We start from the raw sequence: 21,135 nt of genomic DNA, 5'->3' as shown, positions 1-21,135 counted from the left end.
CTTTCAGCGTGGGGCAGGGATCGAAGTCGAGTCTGCGTCGGGCGCCGGCTCGGCGGGAGAGGGGATGCGGAACGTATTGCTTGCGCGCTCTGCATCCAGGCCCGCGTGCAGGCGGGCGAGACTGCGAAGCATGCTCTCGAGGTCGCCGTCCAGCTCGGGCGTGAGCTCCCAGGCGCGCTCGAGCACATCGGCCCAGGAGCGTCGGAGGCGGGAGATGACCTCCTCCGACAGGGGCGTGGCGTGGATGCGCACGGCCCGGCCGTCCGCGTCGTCGCGCACCGAGGTGATGTAGCCGCGCCCGCGCAGGTCGCGCAGCGCGGCGCTCACGTTCGCCCGTTGCAGGCCGCTGCCGTCGGCGATGGCGGACGGAGAGCACCCCGGATGGTTGTGGATGTAGCGCATGACCTGGCCCTGCGTCTGCGTCAGCGGCACGACGGGGGCGGAATGGGACGCGCCGATGCGGATCTCGCGGGCGATGTCCACGAGAAGGTCCGCCAGCGTGAGAAAGGCGTCGTCGCCAGGAGCCGGGTCCATGAGCACCTCCGTGAACTGATTATACATATATAACCAGTCAGAGGCAGGGTCGGCCAGCCGACCGGCGCCCTGCTCCCCTTCGGCACCGTCGTCATTCTGAGGAGATTCCGGATGCAGCGGACCGTACGCGCGGTGCGGCTCCTCGAAATCCGGGATCTCCTCAGAATCCGCGACGCCGTGCCGGCGCTCCGGACACGGCGATGCCGTGCCCGATCAGACGGACGTGAGCGCCGTCTGCTGCTTCGACCGGAACCAGGCGGTCATGAAGTCGAGGAAGATCCGCACCCGCTCCGGCGTGTGCCCGCCGGGGCCGCGGACGGCGTACAGCGCGCGGTCCGGCGGCGGGAACTCGGGCAGCACCTCGACGAGGTCGCCGCTCTGGAGCCGCTCGAACGCCGGGCGACGCGGGATCAGGGCGATGCCGCATCCCGCCTCGACGAGCTTCTCGATGACGAGATAGGAGTTCGCGACGGCCTTGGCGCGCTGCACCTTGTAGTGCACGGTGTCCTCGCCCTCGCCGAGCCGCCACACCGGATCGTTCGGGTGCAGCAGGCAGTCGTGATCGGCGAGCTCGGCCACCGTCTGGGGCAGCCCGCGCCGGCGCGCATACTCGCGCGACGCGGCCAGCACGAACGGCAGCTCCGACACGCGCCGGATCAGCACGTTCGAGTCACGCAGGTCGCGGGTGTGGAAGGCGACGTCGTAGCCCCGGTCGAGGAAGTCGTAGTTGCGGTCGCTCATGCCGCCCAGCTCGAACCGGATGTCGATCTTGGGATGCTCCCGCACGAAGGCGGCGATCGCGTCCCCCACCTCGAGGGTGCCGATCCACTTGGGGCAGATGACGGAGATCATGCCCTCGGGGGCGTCCCGCGACTGGGACAGGGAGTTGTCCTCCTCGTCGATCTCGTCGAGGATGCGCTCGGCGAACTCGGCGTAGCGCCGGCCCGCCTCGGTCAGGCTCACCGAACGCGCGGTGCGGTTGACCAGTCTCACGCCCACCTGACGCTCGAGGTCGGCGACGTGGCGCGAGACGAGCGAGCCGGAGATCGCCAGCTCGCGCGCCGCCTGGCTGAAGCTCGACGACTTGGCGACGGTGACGAACGTCTTCATGACGACGAGTCGGTCCATAGTGCGCTCCTCGGGCTCGTTGCGCGGGGGAAGCCCTGTTGCAGCCTATCCGAGCCCTCCTCGGCGCCTCCACGGCGCGGGGCGCGCGCCGACGGCCTCCGCACCGGGCGCGGAGGCCTGACCGACCACGACGGACGACGACGGCGCCGCGACCTCGTCGGTCGCGGCGCCGTCGGGGCGGATCAGCTGGCGGCGCTGCAGTACGGCGTGGCGTCCGCGATGTTGTCCTTGGTGATCAGCAGGTAGGGCACGGTCGCGATGTGGTCGATGCTGGAGTCGCTGGGGTCGGCCAGCAGCGCGATCGAGTTGGTGACCGCGATCTGGCCCAGCTCGTAGGCCGAGTTGGAGACGGTCGCGGCGTAGGTGCCGTCCTCGACCGCGGCCAGGCCGTCGTCGGTGCCGTTGACGGTGACGATCTTGGCGTCCGAGCCGGCGTCGGCGACGGCGGTGGCCACGCCGGCCGCCATCACCTCGGTGAGGGCGAAGATGTAGTCCACGTCGGGGTTGGTCTGCAGGATGGTCGCCGCGGCGGACTGCGCGCCGGCCTGGTCGAATGTGTAGTTCGGCTGCGTCGAGACGACCGTCGCCGTCGACGGCAGCGCGCCGGTGAATCCGCCGACCTCGGTGTCGCTGTAGTAGCCCGGAGCACCGGCGACGATGCCGACCGTCACGGCCGCCCCGGCTGCGTCGTCGGCGACGAAGCCGCCCGCGTCGGCGCCGATGCCGGCGATGTCGCTGGTGGCCACCCCGAGCACGGCGCTCGGGTCGTCCGGCACCGAGGAGGTGATGAACAGCGGGATGCCCGCGTCGGCGGCGTCGGTGACGGCGGTGCCGAGCGAGTCGGAGTCGATCGACTGCAGGATGATGACGTCGACGCCCTGGTCGATCATGTCCTGGACGTTGGAGACCTCCTCGGCCGCGTCGTGGTTCGAGTTCAACACCTTGACCGTGTCGCCGGCGGCGTCCGCCGTCTCCTGGACGCCGTTCTGGAGGCAGACGCCGAAGTCGTCGGTCGAACCGTTGATGAATCCGATGGTCAGGCCGCCGCCGGAGTCGGAGCTGCCGGAGCTGCCGCTGCCGGAACAGCCGGCCAGGGCGACGGCCGCGATCGCGACGGCGGACAGGGCCATCGCGGGCTTCACAAATGCACGCATGTGCGTTCCTCTCTTGGATGCCGCATCCGCCCGGCCCGGTCCCCGACGCCACTTCGTGTCGGATCTTTCCGGGTCACGCCGGATCGCGGCGCTTGTTGCTGTGAACGACAGCCCCCGAGCCGTCGTCCTGGTGGTGTGTCACCAGGCTTGTGCGAGGTCACCTCCGGCGCTTCTGGAGGTGACCGACGATCGCCGCGATCAGCAGGACCGCGCCGACGGAGACTTGCTGGAAGGAGGAGTCCACGCTCAGCAGACCGAGCGCCTTGCCGACGAGGCCCAGCAGCATGACGCCGAGGACCGTGCCGATCATGGTGCCGTAGCCGCCGGCGAGGGCGGTGCCGCCGATGACGACCGCCGCCACCGCCTGCAGCTCGAGGTTGAGGCCGCCGAGGCTGGTGCTGGCGGTGCCGACGTTGGCCAGCAGCATGATGCCGGCGATGCCGGCGAGCAGGCCGTTGAGCGTGTAGAGCAGCATCTTCACGCGGCTGATCGGGATGCCGCTGAGCTTGGCGACCTCCTCATTGCCGCCGATCGCGAAGACGTTGCGGCCGAAGACCGTGTACCGCATCATCAGGCCGATGATCAGCATGACGATGATCGCCAGGATGACCAGGTACGGCATGCCGAACAGGTCGCCGTTGTGGAGCCACGTGAACGTGTCGCCGGTCTTCGCGGAGCGACCGCCGCCGAGCACGGCGACCTGCGCGCCGGCGAGGATGGTGGCCGTGGCCAGCGTCACGACGAACGGCTCGACGCCGATGAAGGTGACGATGACGCCGTTGAGGGCGCCGATCAGGGTCGCGACGACGAGCATGATCACGACCGCGAGGACCGGGTCCGTCCCGCCGGAGATGAGCTGCCCGAGGATGGCGGATCCGACGCCGGCGATGCCGCCCAGCGAGAAGTCGACGCCGCCCGCGGTCATCAGCAGCGTGAGGCCGGCGGCGATGACGGCCAGCCAGCTCACCTGCTCGGCGGTGTTGGCGAGGGTCGTGGGCTTCAGGAAGGCGTCGGATCCGAACGCGGTGGCCGCGAACACCAGCAGCACCACGATGAACAGCCCGGCGTGGTTCATCCACTGCGAGCGCCGGACGCGGGTCCAGACGCTGGGCTGCCGCTGCGCCGCGATGGCGAACGTGCTGTCGGTGGGTTTGAGGTCGGTCACGAGAGGGTCTCCCCGACGGTGAGGGCGACGAGCTCGTCGCGATTGGTGGACTCGATGTCGCGTTCCGCGACGACGCGGCCCGCGCTGATGACGATGACGCGGTCGGCGAGACGGAGGACCTCGTGCACGTCGCTGGACGCGACGAGCACCGCCGTGCCCTCCTCGACGAGCTCGTCGACGATCGCGTGGATGTCCGCCTTCGCGCGGATGTCCACGCCGTTGGTCGGCTCCTCCAGGAAGACGAGCCGGGGCCGCCTGGCCAGCCACTTGGCCAGCAGCACCTTCTGCTGGTTGCCGCCGGACAGCGCCCGCACCGGCGGGTTGGCGGCGATGCTCACCACGCCGAAGCGGGCGCGGAGCACCGCGGCGCGGCGCGCCATCGCGGCCCAGAACATCCACAGCCGCCGGTCCTCGCGGTCGGAGGACATCGTGATGTTCTCGTTGATGGTGAGGCCGCCGACGACCCCGAACCGCAGGCGCGCGCCGGGGACCGCCCGCAGTCCGCTGCGCAGCGCGGCCCGCACCCGGCCGAACCGGACGCGCGTGCCGAAGACGTCGAGCGTGCCCGCGTCCGGCTTCATCAGGCCCGCCAGCAGCGGGAACAGCTGCGCCTGGCCGTCGCCGGCCGGCCCCAGGACGCCGAGGACCTCGCCCGCGCGCACCTCGAGGTCGAGCCCGACGAGCCGGTGTCCGACGGTGACGCCGGAGAGCCTGAGCGCGGACGCACCCGGCGCGGACCGGTTCTCGGGGCGTTCGGAGACCACGACGTCGCCGACCATCGCCCGCACGAGCGCCGAGGTCTCGATCTCGTCATGCTCCATCACCAGCCGGTTGCGGCCGTCGCGCATGACCGTGACCCGGTCGGCGAGGTCCACGATCTCCTCCAGGTGATGCGAGATGTAGATGACGCTCTTGCCCTGGGCGCGCAGGCGCTTGACGAGCGCGCGCACGTCCTCGGCCTGCTGTCCGCCGATCGCCGCGGTGGGCTCGTCGAGGATCAGGATGCGGCCGCCCCGGCGGCTGGCGCGGGCGATCTCGATCATCACCTGCTCGGCCGTGGTCAGGCCGCCGGCGGGCTGGGTGACGTCGATCGGGAGGTCGAGCGCGGCCAGCGCGGCCTCCGCGTCGCGGCGGATGCCCTTCCAGTCGACGACGACGCCGCGGGTCGGCACCTCGCCGAGCATGATGTTCTCCGCGACGGAGAGGCCGGGGACGATCTCGCGACGCTGCGGCACGAACGCGATGCCGAGGTCCTTCGCCGCACGCGGGCTCAGGCCGCCGTGCTCGACCCCGTCGACGGTGATCGTGCCCGAGTCGGGACGGAAGGCCCCGTAGAGCATGCTCACGAGCGTGGACTTGCCGGCACCGTTGAGGCCGATCAGCGCGTGGACCTCGCCGGGACGGAGGCTGAAGTCGACGTCGCGCAGCGCCGGCGCGCCGCCGAAGGACTTCGAGGCCTTCGAGACGACGAGGACCGGCTCGACCGCCGCGGGTGCGGCCTGCGCGATGTCCACCATGCGATTGATCACTCCATCGTGCTCGTCGTGCCGTCGGGTACGGCACTCTGGTATCGACCACCGAGACGGGACGTGGGACCCCGGTCGGGCACATTGAGACTAAGTGCCAGCTCAGCATCATGTAATCGTTCGATCGGCAATGTAATCGTGCAGGCTCGTACACCCGCCCCGGCACTGCTCAGCGGTGGCCGGAGCCCTGCGTCGTCTCGGTGAACGGGCGGTCGATCACCCGTGCCCGCACCGGCGTCTGCACGTGGCGCTCGATGAAGGGACTGCTGGCGCCGCCGTCGGCGTCCCCCCAGGTGAGCACGACGTCGTCGCCGACGGCCGCTGCATCGTCGAGCGAGCCGAGCGAGATGAAGCTGCGGGTGTTGGCCGAGTACACCGACAGGTTCATGTTGCCCACGTGCACGCCGTCCTTCTCGACGCGGTCGAACTGGGTCGCGGTGTAGGTGGCCATCGGGGTGTCGAGGTACTTGAAGCGCTCGTCGCCCTGGTTGTACATCGAGGCGTAGATGCGGGCGACGTCGTCGCGGTCCCACTCGATCCAGGCCTTCCGGCGGTGGGGCTCGCCCTGCCGCGCCTCCAGCCCCTCGCGGCCGATGAAGTCGTGGTCGAACTTCGCGATGTGCGTGTAGCCGATGTCCCAGGGCGTGACGTAGTAGTCCTCGACGGTGTCCGACACGAAGCTGCCGCCGAGGGCCAGGCTGCCCTCGAACGACCGGGCGGCTGCCCACTCGCGGTAGGGCTGCAGCTCGGGATGCGTGTAGATCGCGGGCAGGGTGTTGGCGACCCAGCCCGACTCGGTCGCCACCGACGCGTAGGCGCGGCCCCCGATCTGCGTGATGCCGAACTCGGCGCCGGCCTCGAGCAGCGTGTCGCGCACGCCCTCGAGCTGCTCGTACGGGCCGAAGAACTCCAGGCCGGGGAAACCGGACATCCGGTGGTTGAGCGCTGTCGTCTCGTACGCGCCGATCCGGAACCTGCCCATGTGGAAGAAGGGGATCTCCGGCATCGGACCGCCGTTGACCTTCTCGAAGATCTCGCCCGCGGTCGGCCCCTGCAGCTGCAGGCGGTACAGCTCCCGGGTCCTGGTCGGGTTCACGACGCTGCGCTCGTCCTTGCGCACCTCGACGTCCCAGCCGCCGGTCTCGGCATGGAACTGCACCCAGTTCAGTGCCGGCGGCCGGCCGACGATGCGCACGAGGTCCTCGCCGAGGCAGAACAGGATGGCGTCGCCGATCATGTAGCCGTCGGGCGAGACGGCCACGAGCTGCTTGGCCTTCATCGGACCGAAGTTGCGGAAGCTGTTCGCACCGACGTGCGCGAGCAGCGCGAAGGTGTCCGGTCCGCTGACCACCAGGTCGGGCATGTGCAGCGACAGGTCCATGAGCGCCGCCGTGGTGCGCCACGACTCCTGCTCATCGCGCCAGTTGGTGAACTCCGGCTTGACCGGGAACGCGTAGGCACCGCTGCGCCCGCTGCGCAGCAGCTGCAGCGCGCCGCCCGCGGCGCGGATCTCGTCTTCGAGGGTGGGCATCGTCGCCGTCCTTTCCCGCCGCCATCGTGCGGCAATCTCAGATATCTGTAACTATGCCATTCATTTGGGATGTTTGTCGATATCGGAGATGTTTGAAATCAGTCATAATGACTCGGAGAGAAAGGCAGGGCGTGATGGCATCGGAGCAGGACACGCCGTCGCAGTGGCTCGAAGGGCTGCCGTATCGGATCTGGCGCGCCAACCAGGCCGTGCACCGGCAGGTGGTCGACGCCATCGCCGGCCTCGGGGTGACCGTGACGCAGCTCGGCATCGCCGTGCACCTCGACGAGCTCGGCCATCTGTCGGCATCCGATCTCGCACGGCTGTTCGGGCTCACGCCGCAGAGCGTGACGACCGCCCTGAACCGCCTGGAGTCCCTCGGCTGGGTGAGCCGGCTGCCCCACCCCGTGCATCGCCGGGTCATCTGGTACGAGCTCACGCCCGCGGGCCTCGCCGGCATCGACGAGGGCAGGCGGCGCGTCGCGGAGGTCAACGACCGGGTCGTGGCCGCCGTCGGCGCCGACGCCGAGAGCTTCGACGCGACGCTCGGCGCGATCGTCGAGCGCTTCGGCGACGCGCGACCCGCCGGCACGATGTGGCCGGTGCCGACCGGCTCCCGAGGGTCCGGCGCATGAGCGAGACCGTCTCCCCCGCGGTCTCCGACTGGCTGTCCGGCCCGGTGTTCCGGCTCTGGAAGGCCGATCAGCTGCTCAGCCGCGCCGTGACCGCCGCGCTCGAGGGCATCGGCGCCACCATCACCCACGTGGGCATCCTCGTCCACCTCGACGGCCTCGGCCCGCTGTCGGCATCAGATCTGGCCCGGCTGCTGAGCCTCACCCCGCAGAGCACGACCGCCGCCCTGGCTCAGCTCGAAGAGCTCGGCTGGACCGTGCGCGCGCCGCATCCCACCCACCGCCGCGTCGTGCTGCACGAGGTGACCGAGGCCGGTCGCGCGATCGCCGCGGACGGCCGTCACCGGGTGGGCGCCGTCGGCGCCGACGTGGACGCGCTGCTGCGCGCGGACGACCGGGCGGCGGCGTACCGCGCGACCGCTGCCCTCATCCCCGACTGACTCACAGCCGGCCGTAGGCCTCGATGTCGGCGAGGAAGTCGCGCGCCGACTCGTCGGACACGGTCGCCCGCGTGGCGGCGAGCGCGTCGACGTAGTCGGCCAGCCCCAGCGGCTCGGCGTCGCCGCCGTCCGTGCGCAGCGCACGGGCCAGCGCCTCCTGCGAGGCACGGCGCGCCGCGTACTCGATGTCGGCCGGGGTGAGTCCGTCGCTGCGATCGACGAGGTCGGCGAGGTCGATGTCGACGGATGCCGGCACGTAGCGGCCCCAGATCGCCGCCCGCGCCGCGGCGTCGGGCAGACCGATCGGGATGACGTAGTCGAACCGGCCGTGGCGGAGGAAGGCGGCATCCAGCGCACGCACGAAGTTCGTCGCGCAGATCAGCAGGCGTCCCGATCCGTCGCGGAAGTCGGCCACGAGCTTGAGCAGCTCGTTGGTGACACCCTGCGTCGGCGACGGCGGGTCGCCGCGGCGACGCGAGGCGATCTCCTCCACCTCGTCGATGAACACGACCGCGTGCTCGAGCGAGCCGATGCGCTCGAACGTGGCGCGCAGCGCCGCGGCCATGCCGCCGGCCGTGTCGCCCAGGCGCGAGGGGAACAGCTCCACGAACGGCCAGCCCAGCCGCGAGGCGACCGCCTTCGCGAAGGTGGTCTTGCCGGTGCCGGGCGGCCCGAACAGCATGACCGCCCGCGGGGGCATCACGCCGAACCGCTCCGCCAGCTCGGGATGGGCCAGCGGGGTGACCAGCCGCTCCTCGAGCAGCCGCTTCTCGGCGGACATGCCCGCCACGGCCTCCCACAGGTGACGGGGCAGGATGCGGCCGCCGACGTCGCCGAGCACGTCGAGCTCCCGCCGCTGGACCGGCATCGGCCGCTCCAGATAGCGCAGGGTGTGGCGCATCCCGAAGCCGTTGCCGGCGAGCGCCGCGACCCGCCCGTCGTGCTCGGCGACCAGCACGGAGAGCTTGGCCAGGCCGAGGGGGGCCATCCGCCGTTCCAGCGCGTCGAGCAGGTCCGCCGCGATCTGGCCGTCGGCGTCGGCGGCCGAGACGCCGAAGAAGACCACCCAGCCCTGCGCGTGCGCGGCACGGCCGACGGCCGCGCCGACGACCTGGTCGCCGTCGACGGCGACGACGGCGTGGTCCTCCTGGCAGGAGGCGATCACCTCGGCCAGCGAGTAGACCGGGCGGATGACGGCGTTGTGCACGGCCTCCCAGAGCACGACGATCCCGTCGAGGTCGTCGTCGTGGAAGTCGCGGATGTGCACGGTGCGGTAGCTGCGGCTCATCGGTCCCCCTCGGTGGTCGACGGCTCCCGCCGACCACCGGCAGGATCAGGCCATGTGGGAACGATAGGCCGTGCGGGCGTACTCGTTGTAGGGGGCGGGCTGCACGAGGGCGCGCATGCGCGGGAGGCCCAGGTCGGCGTCGGGCGCGGTGCCGGCGCCGGGATGCTCGCCCCAGACGACCTCGACCTCGGTGCCCGCGACGGCGAACTCGGTGTCCACGAGCGACAGCGAGAGGCGGCGGCCGAGCGGCGCGATCGTCGAGCTGTAGAACGTCATGCCGACCAGCCGGCCGTCGTGCTCGATGCGGTGCCGGCCGTAGGAGTTGACGTAGCCGTCGTCGTCGCCGAACACGCGACGGGCGTCGTCGCGGTCGAGCTCGAGGGTGACCTTGGTGCGGCGCACGGCGTCCTTCGCGGCGGCGAGGGCGTCGCGTCCGATGAAGTCGTGGCTCAGCGAGACGGACCGGCCGTAGCCGAGCTCCCAGGGCGACACGTAGTAGTCGGCGATGTCGCGCGAGAAGAAGCTGCCGTTCAGGGGTTTCATGCCCTCATAGCTGAACCGGCTGAGCGAGCGGCGGTAGTCCGCGAGGGACGGGTCGGTGTAGATCGCGGGGGTCGGGGTGGGGATCCAGCCGCTCTCGACGCCGTTGGTGAAGTAGGCGAGGCCTCCGACGTGCACGAGCCCGAGGGGCGCGCCGGCGGCGAGCAGGGCGTCCTTGACGGCGTCGTAGTCGGCGTAGTCGCCGATGAACTCGTAGCCCGCTTGCCCGGCCATGCCGTGACGCAGCGCCCGCACCGGCCGTCCGGCCAGCCGGACCATCGTGGAGTGGAAGAACTTGGTCTCCGGCAGCGGGCCGCCGAACGCGCTCGCCACCAGCTCGAGAGCCTGCGGACCCTGGATCTGGAACCGGAACAGCGCGGGGTCGCCGTCCTTGCGCACCGATGAGTCGGCGTTGGTCGTGTACTCGACGTCGTATCCGCCCTTCTCGGCGTGGTACTTCACCCAGTTCTGGGATGCCGGGACGCCGGTGAGCACGTACGCGTCGGGCGCGTCGCGCAGCAGGATGCCGTCGACGATGATGTTCCCGTCGGCGGCGACCGGGACGAACTGCTTGGCCTGTCCGATGGCGAAGCTCTCGTAGTTGTTCGCGCTGACCTCGCTCAGCAGCCGCGTCGCGTCCGGGCCGGTGAGGAACGTGTCGGACATGTGGAACGACAGGTCGCTGAGCGCGACGCCGGAGCGCCAGGCGTCCTGCTCGGCGGCCCACCCGACGTATTCGGGCTCGACGACGGGCACGGCCCACGGCGCCTGGCCGGGCTTCCACAGCAGGTCGATGGGCGATCCTGCCGCGTCGATGGCGTCTTGCAGGCTCTGTCCGGGAGGCGGGGTGGTCATGGCGTCCTTCTTTCGGGCTCGGGGGTCAGCGGGAGAACTTCTGGATCCACTCGGACGTGGCCGTCAGCCCGCCGAACGTGTAGAAGTGCAGGTGCACCTCGCCGTGGCGGGCCGGGTCGTAGCCGGCGGCCAGCGCGGTGATGAGCCTGTCGGGCCCGGCGGTGCCGATGAGGTTCGTGAGGGAGAAGCCGTACTTCTTCACGATCATCGCGTTGGCGCCGATGCCGAAGCGGCGGGCGAAGCCCAGCAGCCGCTTGACGCCGGCCGGCCCCGGCACGCCGACGCGGATGGGAAGGTCGATGCCACGGTCGCGCACCTGCTCGATCCAGCGGAGCACGGCCTCGTCGTCGAACGCGAACTGGGTGAGGATCGTGCCGGGCAGCCCCTGCTCGGCGAGGGAGGCGGCCTTGCCCGCCAGCGCGGTCCACAGCACGTCGTCGGCGATGTCCGGATGTCCCTCCGGGTACCCCGCGATGCTGACGTCCTCGACGCCGTACTCCGGCAGCAGGCCGGAGCGGATCACCGTCTCGGAGTCCGGGTATGGCCCTTCGGGCTCGGCCGGGTCGCCGCCGACCGTGAACACGCTGCGGCTCGCGCCGATCTGCTGCAGGGCGCCGAGGTACTCGGTCAGCTCGTCCTGCCCGTGCAGGCGACGCGCCGAGATGTGCGGCACCGGGACGAAGCCGCCCTCGAGCACGGCCTTCGAGGCGGCGACGCGCATCGGCAGGTCCTCATTGCCGAGGAAGGTCACGTTGATCCGGGTGCCGGCGGGGATGAGAGGGGTCGCGGTGCGCAGATCCTCCACATCCTTGCCGGTCATCTCCAGCGAGAAATCGGCCAGCAGGCGCTGCACCTCGGGGGTATTCGTCATCGAATCGTCCTTCTTATATATGTCCTTATATATGTCGGTCGGTCAGAACACGACGGTCTCGCGGCCGTTGCGCATCACGCGGTCCTCGCAGTGCGCCAGCACCGCGCGCGAGAGCACCTCGCGCTCGACGTACGCGCCCTTGCGCTGCATGTCGGCGGCGGTGTCGGCGTGGGTGACGCGGGCGACGTCCTGCTCGATGATCGGGCCCTCGTCCAGCTCTTCGGTGACGTAGTGGGCGGTCGCGCCGATCAGCTTGACCCCGCGCTCCTTCGCCTTGCGGTAAGGGCCGGCGCCGATGAAGGCGGGCAGGAAGGAGTGATGGATGTTGATGACCGGCACCCCGACCCTGTGCAGGAAGTCGGCCGAGATGATCTGCATGTAGCGCGCGAGCACGACCAGGTCGACGTTGCCCTGGACCAGCTCGAGGATCCGCTCCTCGGCCGCCGACTTGTCGGGACCGGCGGAGGGCACGTGGAAGAAGGGGATGCCGAACGAGCGCACGTCTTCGGCGACGTCGCCATGGTTGGAGATGACCATCGGCACCGTCATCGGGATCTCGCCCCGACGCTGCCGCCACAGCAGATCGAGCAGGCAGTGATCGCTCGTCGAGGCCAGGATCGCGACGCGCTTGGGGATGCCGCGATCCACCAGCCGCCAGGCGAGCCCGAGCGGGTCGAGCGCGACAGCCAGCTCCGCCTCGAGTGCGGGGAACACCGCGGCGGGCTCGTCGAGCGTGAAGATCGTGCGCTGGAAGAAGTGGCCGCCGGTCGGGTCGTCGCTGTACTGGTCGAGCGCGACGATGTTCGCATCGTGGTCCGCCAGCACCGCGGAGATCGCGCGGACCAGTCCCTGGCCGTCCTCGCCCTGCACCAGCAGCGCCGCCTCGTCGGCGGGAAGCTTCAACGCGAGATTGGGGGTGCGCGGGGCCACGATGGTCATCCGTCCGCTCCTTTGCTTTCAGGTGACTGAAATAGTAGCAGTCGCCTCAAGAAAGGCAAGCCCCGCCCCGCGCGCTGGCGGAATGGTTTCAGGCGTCTTACTATTCTTCATACAACTGATTCGTCGACGGGGATGTCGACGTCATGAGGGCGAAGGAGCCGCGCATGGCCTGGGAGTTCGTCAGCCTGCAGCAGGGGATCGATCAGGCGGGATCCGCCATCCAGCTGCTGTGGAAGCCGGGAGCCGACCCGTGGAAGCCGCCGGTCGTGGCGGACGAGTACGTGTCATGGGCGGCCGAGCAGGATGCCTGGCGCAGCGGCGTCGCGCTGAGCGACCTGTCATATCACATGTCCGACACGTTCATCCGCGGGGCCGACGCCGCCCGGCTGCTCGGCGACGTCTCCGCGAACAACATCTCGGCGTTCGCCGACGGCCAGGCCAAGCAGTTCGTGCCGGTCGGAGCCGACGGCAACATCATCACCGACGGCATCCTGCTGCGCGAGAGACAAGACGCATACGTGCTGTCCGGGGTGCCTGCCGCACAGAACTGGGTCGCCTACCACGCCGAGACCGGCGGGTACGACGTCGACATCCAGACCGACCCGGCCATGGACTACCGTCCGAACGAGCAGCCGCGCCTGTTCCGGCTGCAGGTGCAGGGTCCGGCGGCGCTCGAGGTCGTCCAGCGCGCGTTCGGCGGCCCGCTGCCCGAGGTGAAGTTCTTCCACTCCGTCCCGGTGGAGCTCGCCGGCGCACGGTTCCGCGCGCTGCGTCACGGCATGGCGGGCCAGCCCGGCTACGAGTTCATCGGCCAGCACGCCGACCACGACGCCGTGAAGGAGGCGCTGCTCGTGGCAGGCGCGGCATCCGGGATCGTGCACGTCGGCGCCCTCGCCTACGCGACCAACGGCATCGAGAGCGGCTGGATCTCCACGCCGACGCCGGCGATCTACACCGATCCGACTCTCGCGGACTACCGGCGGAAGCTCGGCCTGTTCACCTACGAGGGGCAGAACCCGCTCTACGGCAGCTTCTACAGCGACGACATCGCCGACTACTACACGTCGCCGTGGGAGCTCGGCTACGGCCGGTCGCTGTCGTTCGCGCACGACTTCATCGGCCGCGACGCGCTCGCGGCGGCGAAGGACACCGTGCGCCGCGTCAAGGTGACCCTGGAGTTCGACGAGGCGGACGCCCTCGCCGCGATCGGTCCCGCCGACCTCTACGTGAACGACTACGGGCGGCAGCGTCTCGAAGTCGACGGCGAGCTGGTCGGCACCGCGTTCCAGTCGGCGCGCATCGTGCCCGAGGGCAAGGTGCTCGCCCTGGCCCTCGTCGACCGGTCCGTGGCCGCGCCCGGTTCATGGGTGGAGGTCGTATGGGGCGACCACCCGGGCCACGGCGCCCCCGCCGACGCGACGGACGCGTTCCCCCGCATCCGCGCGACGGTGCAGCCCGTCCCCTACAACGCGTTCGCCCGCACCGGCTACCGCGCCGACTGATCCTCGCCCCTCTCGCCCTTCCGCGGGGGCGGGAGCCGGGGGCGGGGGATCAGGCTTTGGCGTAGCCGCGGACGTCGGGGAACGGCGGCTCCACCCCGGGCTGCAGGTCGACCTCGAAGGCGTTCAGGCAGAGCGAGAGCATCGTGTAGTTGCCGAGCGAGCCGATCGTGTCGACCAGCTGCTCCGGGGTGAAGTGCGCGCTCGCGCGGGCGAACAGCTCGTCGGGGACGAAGTGCTCCCGCAGCAGCTGAACGCTGAAGTCGTAGAACACCTGGTCGGCGTCCGCGGCGAACTCGGGGCGCTCGTGGCGGGCGATCGCGTCGATCACCTCCGGCGGGATGCCGGCATCCCGAGCCTGGCCGACGTGCGCGTTCCAGGAGTACTGCGCATCGAACTCGCGACCGGCGATCAGCAGCGTCAGCAGGCGCAGGTGCTCGGGCAGCGACGACTCGAAGCGCACGAAGGCGCCCAGCGCCTCGACGCGCTCGCACAGCTCGGGGCTGCGCAGCCAGACCCGGTACGGTCCGCGCACGGCGCCGCGACGGGCGGTGATCCGCGCGGCGAGCTCGCGCTGCCTGTCGGTCATGTCGGCTTCGTCGATGACGTCGAGTCGCATCGCCCCTCCTTCTGTCGCGGTCCACGGTGCCTCCGCCCGTCAGCGGCGCGGCCGACGTGCGTCGAGCACGCGGCGGTGGAAGTCGTATCGCTCCGAGGTGGCCACCGGCAGCGGTGCGAAGGCGTCGCCCAGCTCCATCGTGACCGGCTCGTCCCCGACCGGCTCCCACCGCGGGGCGTCGGCGCCGTTGGGGTCGCCGGTCTTCACGAAGCGCACGACGTAGTCGCTCACGGTCGCCGCGATGCGGCGGTCCGCCAGGGTCCAGGGCCGCGGAGTCCGCCCGAGGCTGTTCAGGAAGTACCAGATCTCCGAGCCGTGGAACGCGCCGCGCACCTCGGCGTCCGGCCCGGGCGCAGCGTGCGTCCAGAAGTAGGTGTAGGCGGGGCGCCGGGCATGCGCGCGCCACAGCGTCGACCACAGGTGGGTCGAGACGCGGGAGTGGTCGCGGGCCGCCGCATTGGACATGGCGGCGGCCTCGGCGTCGTCGGAGGCGGGGTACAGGGTCAGGAACTCCGATGCGAGCTCGCCGTAGTCGCGCACGGCCCGCTGCGTGAACTCGGCGAGCGTGATCCGGGGCCGCGGCGACGCGCCGTCCTCGTCGAGATTGCTCCCGGTCATCACCGCGACATCGTTGGCGTCGCCGGCGCGGAGCGCCTCGGAGTAGCTCCGCGGGAAGATCCAGCCGTCCAGCACGGGCCGGAACAGCGGCGGGCGGGGGAAGCCGGCACCCTCCTCGTCGGCGTCGTTGCCGCGCAGCAGCTCCTCCGCCGGCAGCGCACGCAGCTCGTCGATCGTGGCAGCCCCGTGCTCGGCCAGGTAGCGCAGGCCCTCCGCCTCGGCGTCCGGCAGCCGGCGGTAGGCCGCGGCGAGGTAGGCCAGCCCGGGATCGCCCGGATGCAGCGCCCCGCTCTCGGCGATCGCACCGCGGAACAGGCCCGCCGCCTCGGGCGCGTACACGTGCGCCATGACGCTCGCCGCGCCGGCCGACTGCCCGGCGATCGTGACCTTCGCCGGGTCGCCGCCGAACCCGGCGATGTTGCGGTTCACCCATCTCAGGGCGGCGCGCTGGTCCATCAGGCCGTAGTTGCCGGATGCCGCGTGGCCGGACTCGGCGCTGAGCGCGGGCGTCGCGAGGAAGCCGAAGACCCCGAGGCGGTAGTTGACCGTGACCACCACGATCCCCGTGGCGGCCAGCGCCGCCCCGTCGAACGAGGCCTCGCTGCCGGCACCCCAGATGAACCGCCCGCCGTGGATCCAGACGAGCACCGGCAGTGCCGCGTCCGGCGACGGGTCGGGCGTCCAGACGTTGACGCGCAGGCAGTCCTCGCCCATCTCCACCGGGTCGGACTGCTGGTTCTGCGTGCAGACGGGGCCGAACGTGTCGGCGACCCGCACGCCCGCCCACGGCTGCGGCGGCCGCGGCGGACGCCAGCGGTGTGCCCCCGACGTGTCGGCGGCGTACGGGATGCCGCGGAACACCGTGACGGCGGCGACGCCGCTGTCGACGCCTTGCACCTCTCCGGCCTCGGTGCGCACGCACGGACCGCCGGCGAGATCAGTCACGCCCGCCCATGGCGTCCTCTGCGGTCAGGTGCTCGACCGTCTTGCCGGTGTCGGCGAACGTGCGAGTCACGTAGCCGGAGGGGTAGATCCAGAGGATCCGCATCGGCACGTCGCCGGTGTTCTGGTATCGGTGGAACACGTCCTTCTTGACGTAGGCGGTGTCGTCCTTCTTCAACTGCTCTCGGATGACGCCGTCGGCCTCGTGCACCTCGACGAAGCCCTCGCCCTCGAGGATCAGCACCTGCTCGTCGCAGTTGTGCGAGTGCAGCGGCGCGCCGGAGCCGACGGGATAGATGCTGATGCCGGTGGCGAGGTCGTTCGTGTGGCCGCTGGTCTCGCCGGTGATCAGCGGCCAGGTCTTCACGGCGCCGCCGCGGTCGAGCACCTCGATCTCGTCGAACTTGATGATGGTCGCCATCTCAGACCTCCGGGACCGTCACGTCGAGAGCGCTCGCCAGCTCGACCAGCTCGGTCCAGAGCTTGTCGCCGACCGGGATGCCGGACTCCGCGCGCTTCGCGGCGGCCGCCGAGCTGCGCTCGCCCGGCACGAAGATCTCATCGACGCCGTCGGCCGTGGGCAGGCCGTGGATCGTGTCGACCGTGGCGTCGACGTTGGCGACGAACTCGTCCACGTCGCCGAACGCGGCGGGGTCGATGACGATGAGCGTCGCGCTCTGGCGGTGCTTCTTGGTGCCGGCGTGGTACGGCGTGAGGATGGGCGCCGCCACCAGGACGCTGGTGAGCAGCTCGAACATGAGCGACAAGCCCGAGCCCTTCGCGCCGCCCAGCGGCGTGGGGATCTTCGCGAGCTCGGGGTCGGTGGTCGGGATGCCGTCGGCGGTGGTGGCCGCACCCTCGGGAAGCGGGACGCCCTTGCGCTTGGCGTCGGCGATCCGGCCCATGGCGATCAGCGAGGTGGCCATGTCGAGCAGCACGGTGGGGCGGCCGTCGCCGGCCGGGACGCCGATGGCGAGCGGGCTGGTGGCCACCGAGGCGCCCTTCGCGCCGGTGTAGGACATCATCGGGGAGCCGGCCGCGATGCCGATGCCGATCAGGCCGGCGTCGGCGATGAGCGAGGCGTAGTAGCCGATGGCACCGGTGTGCACGGTGTTGCGCACCGAGACGACAGCGACGCCCTGCGTGCGCGCCTTGTCGACGGCGAGGGTCGCCGCGCGGGTCAGCGCGATCGGCCCCGGCGCGAAGTCGGCGTCCACCACGGCCGTGCCGGGCCGGGTGTCGTCGACGGTGATGGTCGCGGCCGGGTTGGCGATGCCGTTCTCGAACATCTCGACATAGCGGGGCACGCGCGCGATGCCGTGCGAGTCGACGCCGCGCAGGCTCGCCCAGACGAACGAGTGGGCGAGAGCGGTGGCGTCCTCGGCGGACAGCCCCTTCGCGACGAAGATGTCGCGGGCGAAGGCCTCGAAGGCGTCGGCGGAAACGGTGACGGGCATGATGCTCCTTCGATGTTGGATGCCGGGGACCCGATCGGATCCGATCGGACCCCCGGCAGGTCTTAGCGGGAGACGGCGACGTTCAGCACGGCGGTGACGCCTCCCTTGACCGCGGCCACCGCCTCGGCCAGCACACGGTCCAGCTCGGCCGGGTCGTCGACCTCGGCGTGATACATGTCGAACGGGGCGGCGAACGCGCTGAGCGCGGGCTGCGCCGACAGGTCCACGCCGAGGTGGTTGCCGGTGGTCACCGCGGCGCCCTGCGGGTAGAACCGCAGGTGGTTCATCTTCATCGACAGGTACTTCTTGTTGTTGTAGATGACGATCAGCACCGGCAGCCCGAACTCCTTGGCCGCCAGCAGCGACTGCACGATCGGGTTGTACAGGAACGCCCCGTCACCGATCGTGAACAGCACGAATCCGTCCTTCACGGCGAGCTTGACGCCCAGCGCCACCGCGATGCCCTGGCCGAGCCCGCCCTGCACGTAGAAGAACCCGTCGGGGCGCTCCCAGCCGATGTGGCGCTGCACGAGCCGGCCGTGCGTGATCGTCTCGTCGACGACCGTGGCGTTCTCGGCGCGCACGATGTCCCGCAGCTTCACCGACAGCGCGATCGGGTCGATCCTGCCGGCGACCGCGAGCGCCTTCCGCTCGAGCGCCTCGGTCTGCGCGGTGAACACGTCGTGCGCCTCGCGGGCCGCCGCCTTGCGCTCGGCGATCAGGGCGGCGTCGGTGCGCTCGAGCGCGGCGTCCCGGAGCGCTGCCAGCGTCTCGGGCAGCGCTCCCTCGAGGTACACATCGGCGTTCAGCACCTGGTAGACGATGTGCGGACGCTGCGGCACCTCGTCCACGACGACCATGGTCGCCTTCGCAGGGCGCTTGCTCGGCGGGTAGAAGGGGGCGCGGGCGTTGACGAGGAGGATCACGTCCGCCTCGTCCATCACGGCGTCCACGTCGTTGCCGATGTAGGCCGGGCTCGACTTGGAGATGTTCGCGCACACCGTGGAGGTGGGCTCGACCACGGCGATGCCGAGGTCCTCGGCCAGCGCGGTCAGCGCCTCGAAGCCGCCGGCCTCACGACCCGCCGTCTCGGTGACGATCACCGGGTTCCGGGCGGCGGCCAGGATGTCGGCGACGGCGGCCACGTCCTCGGGCACGCTCACGCGGCGTCCGCGGGCGACGACCTTCTTCGGCTTCGCGGGACGCTCGGCGTCCTCCAGGAGGACCTCGAGCGGCAGGTTCAGGTAGACCGGCCCGGTGGGCGGGCGACCCGCCAGCTCGCCGGCGCGCTTGACGAACTCGTACAGCGTCGCGACCGAGGCCGCCTGGCTGGACCACTTGGTCCACGGCTGGGCCACCGGATGCGTTCCGCCGACGATCGACAGGTTGCGGTACCACTGGCCGCCCGGGTCCTGGCCGGGACCGTCGCCGTAGGTCGTGGACTCGGACGAGGTCACGACCATGCCCACGCCCGCGAGCAGCGCGCCGTGGACCGCCATCGCCCCCTGCAGCAAGCCGGGTGTCGCGTGCAGCAGCACGGCCTGCACGCGGCGGGTCACGAGACCGTAGCCGGTCGCCATCGCCACGGCTACGGTCTCGTGCGTCAGATCCAGGTACCGCGGCGTGGGCACCTCGTCCGCCTGGCGGCGCGCGATCGCCTCCCACGCGGGCGCCCACTCCGAACCCGACGAGCAGAAGATGACGTCGACGCCCAGATCGTCGAACGCCTCGATCAGCAGCTCACCGCCGTCGTACCTCGGCCCGGTCACGTCAGGCGCGCTCCGCCTCAGCGTGCTCGGCCCCGGCGCGCTCCGCCTTGGTCGGGAACGCGGTGTCGGCGTCGGCCGGGATCTCCCAGTCGAGCACCTTGCAGATGCCCTTGCCCATGATCAGATCGAGCTCCTCCGGCGAGAACGAGTAGTACTTCGTGAACTGCTCGATCGTGTCGGTCCAGGTCAGGCCGTGGCCGAGCAGACGGGTGATGTCGGTACCGAAGTGTGCACGCTCCGGACCCATCTTGTCGACGACCTCGCGCACGTACTTCTCGATGTTGTAGTTCGGGAACGGCTCGGTGGAGTACCCGGGCAGCGCCGAGACCTTGACCGAGATGTTCGGGTGCACGTGCAGGTCGGCGGTCTCCTCGACCCAGTAGCCGATCGCGTCGTCGACGCAGCGGGCCATGATGCCCATGTGGTCGATGATGATCTTCAGGTTCGGGTGCTTCTCGGCGATCTTGCCCAGCTCGGCCTTCCAGATGGGGGCGTGGACCATCGTCGGGATGCCGAGCTCCTCGGCGATCGGCCAGTACCAGTCGTTGGTGCCGTCGATCATCCAGTTCCGGTCCTGCGGACGGTGGAACGTGAGGCGCACGCCCTTGATGTGCTTGCTGTCCTTGATGAAGTGGAGCAGCTCCTCGCCCTCCTCGGGCTTGTTCTGGGGCACGCGGGCCATGATGCCGAAGCGGCCGTCGTACTGCTCGGCGGCCTCGAGCGCGTAGTCGATGCGGTCGCCCTCCCAGGACGGCGGCAGGATGAGGGCGCGGTTGACGCCGGCGTCGTCCATGAGGCCGATGGCCTCCTCCGCGAGGAACGCCTCCTCGCGGTGACCGTTCAGGCGGATGCGCGCGCGAGCCCCGGGAACCCACGGGCGGTCCGGGGTCTCTTCCTTCCAGAGGTGGATCTGAGAGTCGACGATGAACAAGGGGAATCTTCTTTCAGTCAAGGGGGAGCTCTCGCCGTCGCTGCGACGCGCTGGGCGAGCGCCCACTGGCTGCTCACGCTCCAGTCGGTGCGACGCTATCCCGGCCCGGTACCGCGTGCCACCGGATCGAACGCATCATTAGCTGAACGGATCTTGCACCGGTTCGCCGCCGCCGCTCGCCCGGCGGTGGTGTGCTGGGAGGGATCACGTCCGCACCCCGAGGAGGCCCGATGACGGATGCCGAGATGCCGAGCTCCGTCCGGTTCGAGCGGCCGAGCACCCGCCACCGGTTCACCGCACGCCGGGCGTTCGTCGTCGACGTCGATGCGCCGGCGGAGGCGTTCGTCCGGGTGACGGTCACCGGCCCCGACCTCCACGATCTCGTCGCGGACGGTCCGGCGGACCACATCCGCGTGTACTTCCCGCATCCGGACAGCGGGGAGCTGGTCGCGCCGGCGGCCGCCGGGCCCGGCGAGGACGGGATCGTCGCCGCCGAGAGACCTGCGTTCGCCCGCGATTTCACGCCGTTGCACGTGCGCCGGGCCGGCGGCCGGGTCGCGGTGGACATCGACATCCTGCAGCACGAGGACCCGGGGCCGGCGGCGTTGTGGGCCGCCGGCGCGGTGCCCGGCGACGAGCTCGTGCTGGTCGGTCCGCGCACGTCGCGCAGCGCCCCCCAGCGCGCGCCCCGCGTGCT

General features: G+C 70.8%; 20 protein-coding genes. 4 read left to right on the top strand and 16 right to left on the bottom strand.

What is annotated here, in order from left to right:
- Window positions 1–3: 3 nt before the first annotated feature.
- From QM626_RS04850 to QM626_RS04825, 6 genes are all read right to left on the bottom strand, one after another.
- A complete protein-coding gene (locus QM626_RS04850) occupies window positions 4–534 on the bottom strand; it encodes a MarR family winged helix-turn-helix transcriptional regulator (protein ID WP_415074551.1) in 531 nt (176 codons plus the stop codon).
- A gap of 213 nt (window positions 535–747) precedes the next feature.
- Window positions 748–1,662 (bottom strand): LysR family transcriptional regulator, encoded by a 915-nt coding sequence (locus QM626_RS04845; RefSeq protein WP_415074549.1) that lies wholly within the window; start codon window positions 1,660–1,662, stop codon window positions 748–750.
- A 182-nt stretch (window positions 1,663–1,844) separates the two neighbouring features.
- Window positions 1,845–2,816 (bottom strand): sugar ABC transporter substrate-binding protein, encoded by a 972-nt coding sequence (locus QM626_RS04840; RefSeq protein WP_415074547.1) that lies wholly within the window; start codon window positions 2,814–2,816, stop codon window positions 1,845–1,847.
- Between the two features lie 157 nt (window positions 2,817–2,973).
- Window positions 2,974–3,981, bottom strand: coding sequence for an ABC transporter permease (locus QM626_RS04835; protein ID WP_415074545.1), 1,008 nt, complete (start codon window positions 3,979–3,981; stop codon window positions 2,974–2,976).
- The gene (locus QM626_RS04830) at window positions 3,978–5,498 is read right to left on the bottom strand and encodes a sugar ABC transporter ATP-binding protein (RefSeq protein ID WP_415074543.1); all 1,521 of its coding nucleotides are present in this window, start codon (window positions 5,496–5,498) and stop codon (window positions 3,978–3,980) included. The genes QM626_RS04835 and QM626_RS04830 overlap by 4 nt, the downstream gene beginning before the upstream one ends.
- Before the next feature lie 178 nt (window positions 5,499–5,676).
- Window positions 5,677–7,038 carry an aminomethyl transferase family protein gene (locus QM626_RS04825; RefSeq protein WP_415074541.1) on the bottom strand — a complete coding sequence of 454 codons (1,362 nt, stop codon included), beginning with the start codon at window positions 7,036–7,038 and terminating at the stop codon, window positions 5,677–5,679.
- A 134-nt stretch (window positions 7,039–7,172) separates the two neighbouring features.
- Here QM626_RS04825 and QM626_RS04820 point away from each other — a divergent pair, with 134 nt between their 5' ends.
- Together QM626_RS04820 and QM626_RS04815 are read left to right on the top strand one after the other, a co-directional pair.
- On the top strand, window positions 7,173–7,673 hold the full coding sequence (locus QM626_RS04820) for a MarR family winged helix-turn-helix transcriptional regulator (protein ID WP_415074539.1): 501 nt from the start codon (window positions 7,173–7,175) through the stop codon (window positions 7,671–7,673).
- On the top strand, window positions 7,670–8,110 hold the full coding sequence (locus QM626_RS04815; RefSeq protein WP_415074537.1) for a MarR family winged helix-turn-helix transcriptional regulator: 441 nt from the start codon (window positions 7,670–7,672) through the stop codon (window positions 8,108–8,110). Before QM626_RS04820 ends, QM626_RS04815 begins: the two co-directional genes overlap by 4 nt.
- Window position 8,111: 1 nt before the next feature.
- Here QM626_RS04815 and QM626_RS04810 read toward each other — a convergent pair whose 3' ends face one another.
- Genes QM626_RS04810 through purU form a run of 4 tightly spaced genes read right to left on the bottom strand, consistent with a single transcriptional unit; the run spans window position 8,112 to window position 12,603 of the window.
- Window positions 8,112–9,398, bottom strand: coding sequence for an ATP-binding protein (locus QM626_RS04810; protein ID WP_415074535.1), 1,287 nt, complete (start codon window positions 9,396–9,398; stop codon window positions 8,112–8,114).
- Between the two features lie 45 nt (window positions 9,399–9,443).
- Window positions 9,444–10,793: an aminomethyl transferase family protein gene (locus QM626_RS04805; protein WP_415074533.1), complete on the bottom strand. Its 1,350-nt coding sequence runs from the start codon at window positions 10,791–10,793 to the stop codon at window positions 9,444–9,446.
- Window positions 10,794–10,818: 25 nt separating this feature from the next.
- On the bottom strand, window positions 10,819–11,664 hold the full coding sequence (locus QM626_RS04800) for a methylenetetrahydrofolate reductase (RefSeq protein WP_415074531.1): 846 nt from the start codon (window positions 11,662–11,664) through the stop codon (window positions 10,819–10,821).
- A 42-nt stretch (window positions 11,665–11,706) separates the two neighbouring features.
- The gene (purU, locus tag QM626_RS04795; protein ID WP_415074529.1) at window positions 11,707–12,603 is read right to left on the bottom strand and encodes a formyltetrahydrofolate deformylase; all 897 of its coding nucleotides are present in this window, start codon (window positions 12,601–12,603) and stop codon (window positions 11,707–11,709) included.
- Between the two features lie 164 nt (window positions 12,604–12,767).
- Here purU and QM626_RS04790 point away from each other — a divergent pair, with 164 nt between their 5' ends.
- Complete coding sequence (locus tag QM626_RS04790; protein WP_415074527.1) at window positions 12,768–14,105, top strand: aminomethyl transferase family protein; 1,338 nt, start codon at window positions 12,768–12,770, stop codon at window positions 14,103–14,105.
- Between the two features lie 49 nt (window positions 14,106–14,154).
- On the opposite strand, the gene QM626_RS04785 is transcribed toward QM626_RS04790, so the two are convergent.
- From QM626_RS04785 to QM626_RS04760, 6 genes are all read right to left on the bottom strand, one after another.
- Window positions 14,155–14,721: a carboxymuconolactone decarboxylase family protein gene (locus QM626_RS04785; RefSeq protein WP_415074525.1), complete on the bottom strand. Its 567-nt coding sequence runs from the start codon at window positions 14,719–14,721 to the stop codon at window positions 14,155–14,157.
- Window positions 14,722–14,760: 39 nt separating this feature from the next.
- Window positions 14,761–16,284, bottom strand: coding sequence for a carboxylesterase/lipase family protein (locus tag QM626_RS04780; protein WP_415074523.1), 1,524 nt, complete (start codon window positions 16,282–16,284; stop codon window positions 14,761–14,763).
- A complete protein-coding gene (locus tag QM626_RS04775; RefSeq protein ID WP_415074521.1) occupies window positions 16,277–16,702 on the bottom strand; it encodes a cupin domain-containing protein in 426 nt (141 codons plus the stop codon). Before QM626_RS04775 ends, QM626_RS04780 begins: the two co-directional genes overlap by 8 nt.
- Before the next feature lies 1 nt (window position 16,703).
- On the bottom strand, window positions 16,704–17,738 hold the full coding sequence (locus tag QM626_RS04770) for an Ldh family oxidoreductase (protein WP_415074519.1): 1,035 nt from the start codon (window positions 17,736–17,738) through the stop codon (window positions 16,704–16,706).
- A gap of 62 nt (window positions 17,739–17,800) precedes the next feature.
- Window positions 17,801–19,507, bottom strand: coding sequence for a thiamine pyrophosphate-binding protein (locus tag QM626_RS04765; protein WP_415074517.1), 1,707 nt, complete (start codon window positions 19,505–19,507; stop codon window positions 17,801–17,803).
- Window position 19,508: 1 nt separating this feature from the next.
- The gene (locus QM626_RS04760) at window positions 19,509–20,438 is read right to left on the bottom strand and encodes an amidohydrolase family protein (protein WP_415074515.1); all 930 of its coding nucleotides are present in this window, start codon (window positions 20,436–20,438) and stop codon (window positions 19,509–19,511) included.
- A gap of 245 nt (window positions 20,439–20,683) precedes the next feature.
- Here QM626_RS04760 and QM626_RS04755 point away from each other — a divergent pair.
- Window positions 20,684–21,135 (top strand): siderophore-interacting protein (locus QM626_RS04755; protein ID WP_415074513.1); only part of this gene is annotated, 452 nt, incomplete at its 3' end.

The sequence above is a fragment of the Microbacterium sp. genome, assembly GCF_047606385.1.
Taxonomy (GTDB): Bacteria; Actinomycetota; Actinomycetes; order Actinomycetales; family Microbacteriaceae; genus Microbacterium.
This window is presented reverse-complemented; position numbering and strand designations above follow the sequence as displayed.

Coding starts and splice junctions, on each gene's coding strand:
- QM626_RS04850 (WP_415074551.1), bottom strand. CDS start 534: ATGGACCCGGCTCCTGGCGACGACGCCTTTCTCACGCTGGCGGACCTT.
- QM626_RS04845 (WP_415074549.1), bottom strand. CDS start 1,662: ATGGACCGACTCGTCGTCATGAAGACGTTCGTCACCGTCGCCAAGTCG.
- QM626_RS04840 (WP_415074547.1), bottom strand. CDS start 2,816: ATGCGTGCATTTGTGAAGCCCGCGATGGCCCTGTCCGCCGTCGCGATC.
- QM626_RS04830 (WP_415074543.1), bottom strand. CDS start 5,498: ATGGTGGACATCGCGCAGGCCGCACCCGCGGCGGTCGAGCCGGTCCTC.
- QM626_RS04825 (WP_415074541.1), bottom strand. CDS start 7,038: ATGCCCACCCTCGAAGACGAGATCCGCGCCGCGGGCGGCGCGCTGCAG.
- QM626_RS04820 (WP_415074539.1), top strand. CDS start 7,173: ATGGCATCGGAGCAGGACACGCCGTCGCAGTGGCTCGAAGGGCTGCCG.
- QM626_RS04815 (WP_415074537.1), top strand. CDS start 7,670: ATGAGCGAGACCGTCTCCCCCGCGGTCTCCGACTGGCTGTCCGGCCCG.
- QM626_RS04810 (WP_415074535.1), bottom strand. CDS start 9,398: ATGAGCCGCAGCTACCGCACCGTGCACATCCGCGACTTCCACGACGAC.
- QM626_RS04805 (WP_415074533.1), bottom strand. CDS start 10,793: ATGACCACCCCGCCTCCCGGACAGAGCCTGCAAGACGCCATCGACGCG.
- QM626_RS04800 (WP_415074531.1), bottom strand. CDS start 11,664: ATGACGAATACCCCCGAGGTGCAGCGCCTGCTGGCCGATTTCTCGCTG.
- purU (WP_415074529.1), bottom strand. CDS start 12,603: ATGACCATCGTGGCCCCGCGCACCCCCAATCTCGCGTTGAAGCTTCCC.
- QM626_RS04790 (WP_415074527.1), top strand. CDS start 12,768: ATGGCCTGGGAGTTCGTCAGCCTGCAGCAGGGGATCGATCAGGCGGGA.
- QM626_RS04785 (WP_415074525.1), bottom strand. CDS start 14,721: ATGCGACTCGACGTCATCGACGAAGCCGACATGACCGACAGGCAGCGC.
- QM626_RS04775 (WP_415074521.1), bottom strand. CDS start 16,702: ATGGCGACCATCATCAAGTTCGACGAGATCGAGGTGCTCGACCGCGGC.
- QM626_RS04770 (WP_415074519.1), bottom strand. CDS start 17,738: ATGCCCGTCACCGTTTCCGCCGACGCCTTCGAGGCCTTCGCCCGCGAC.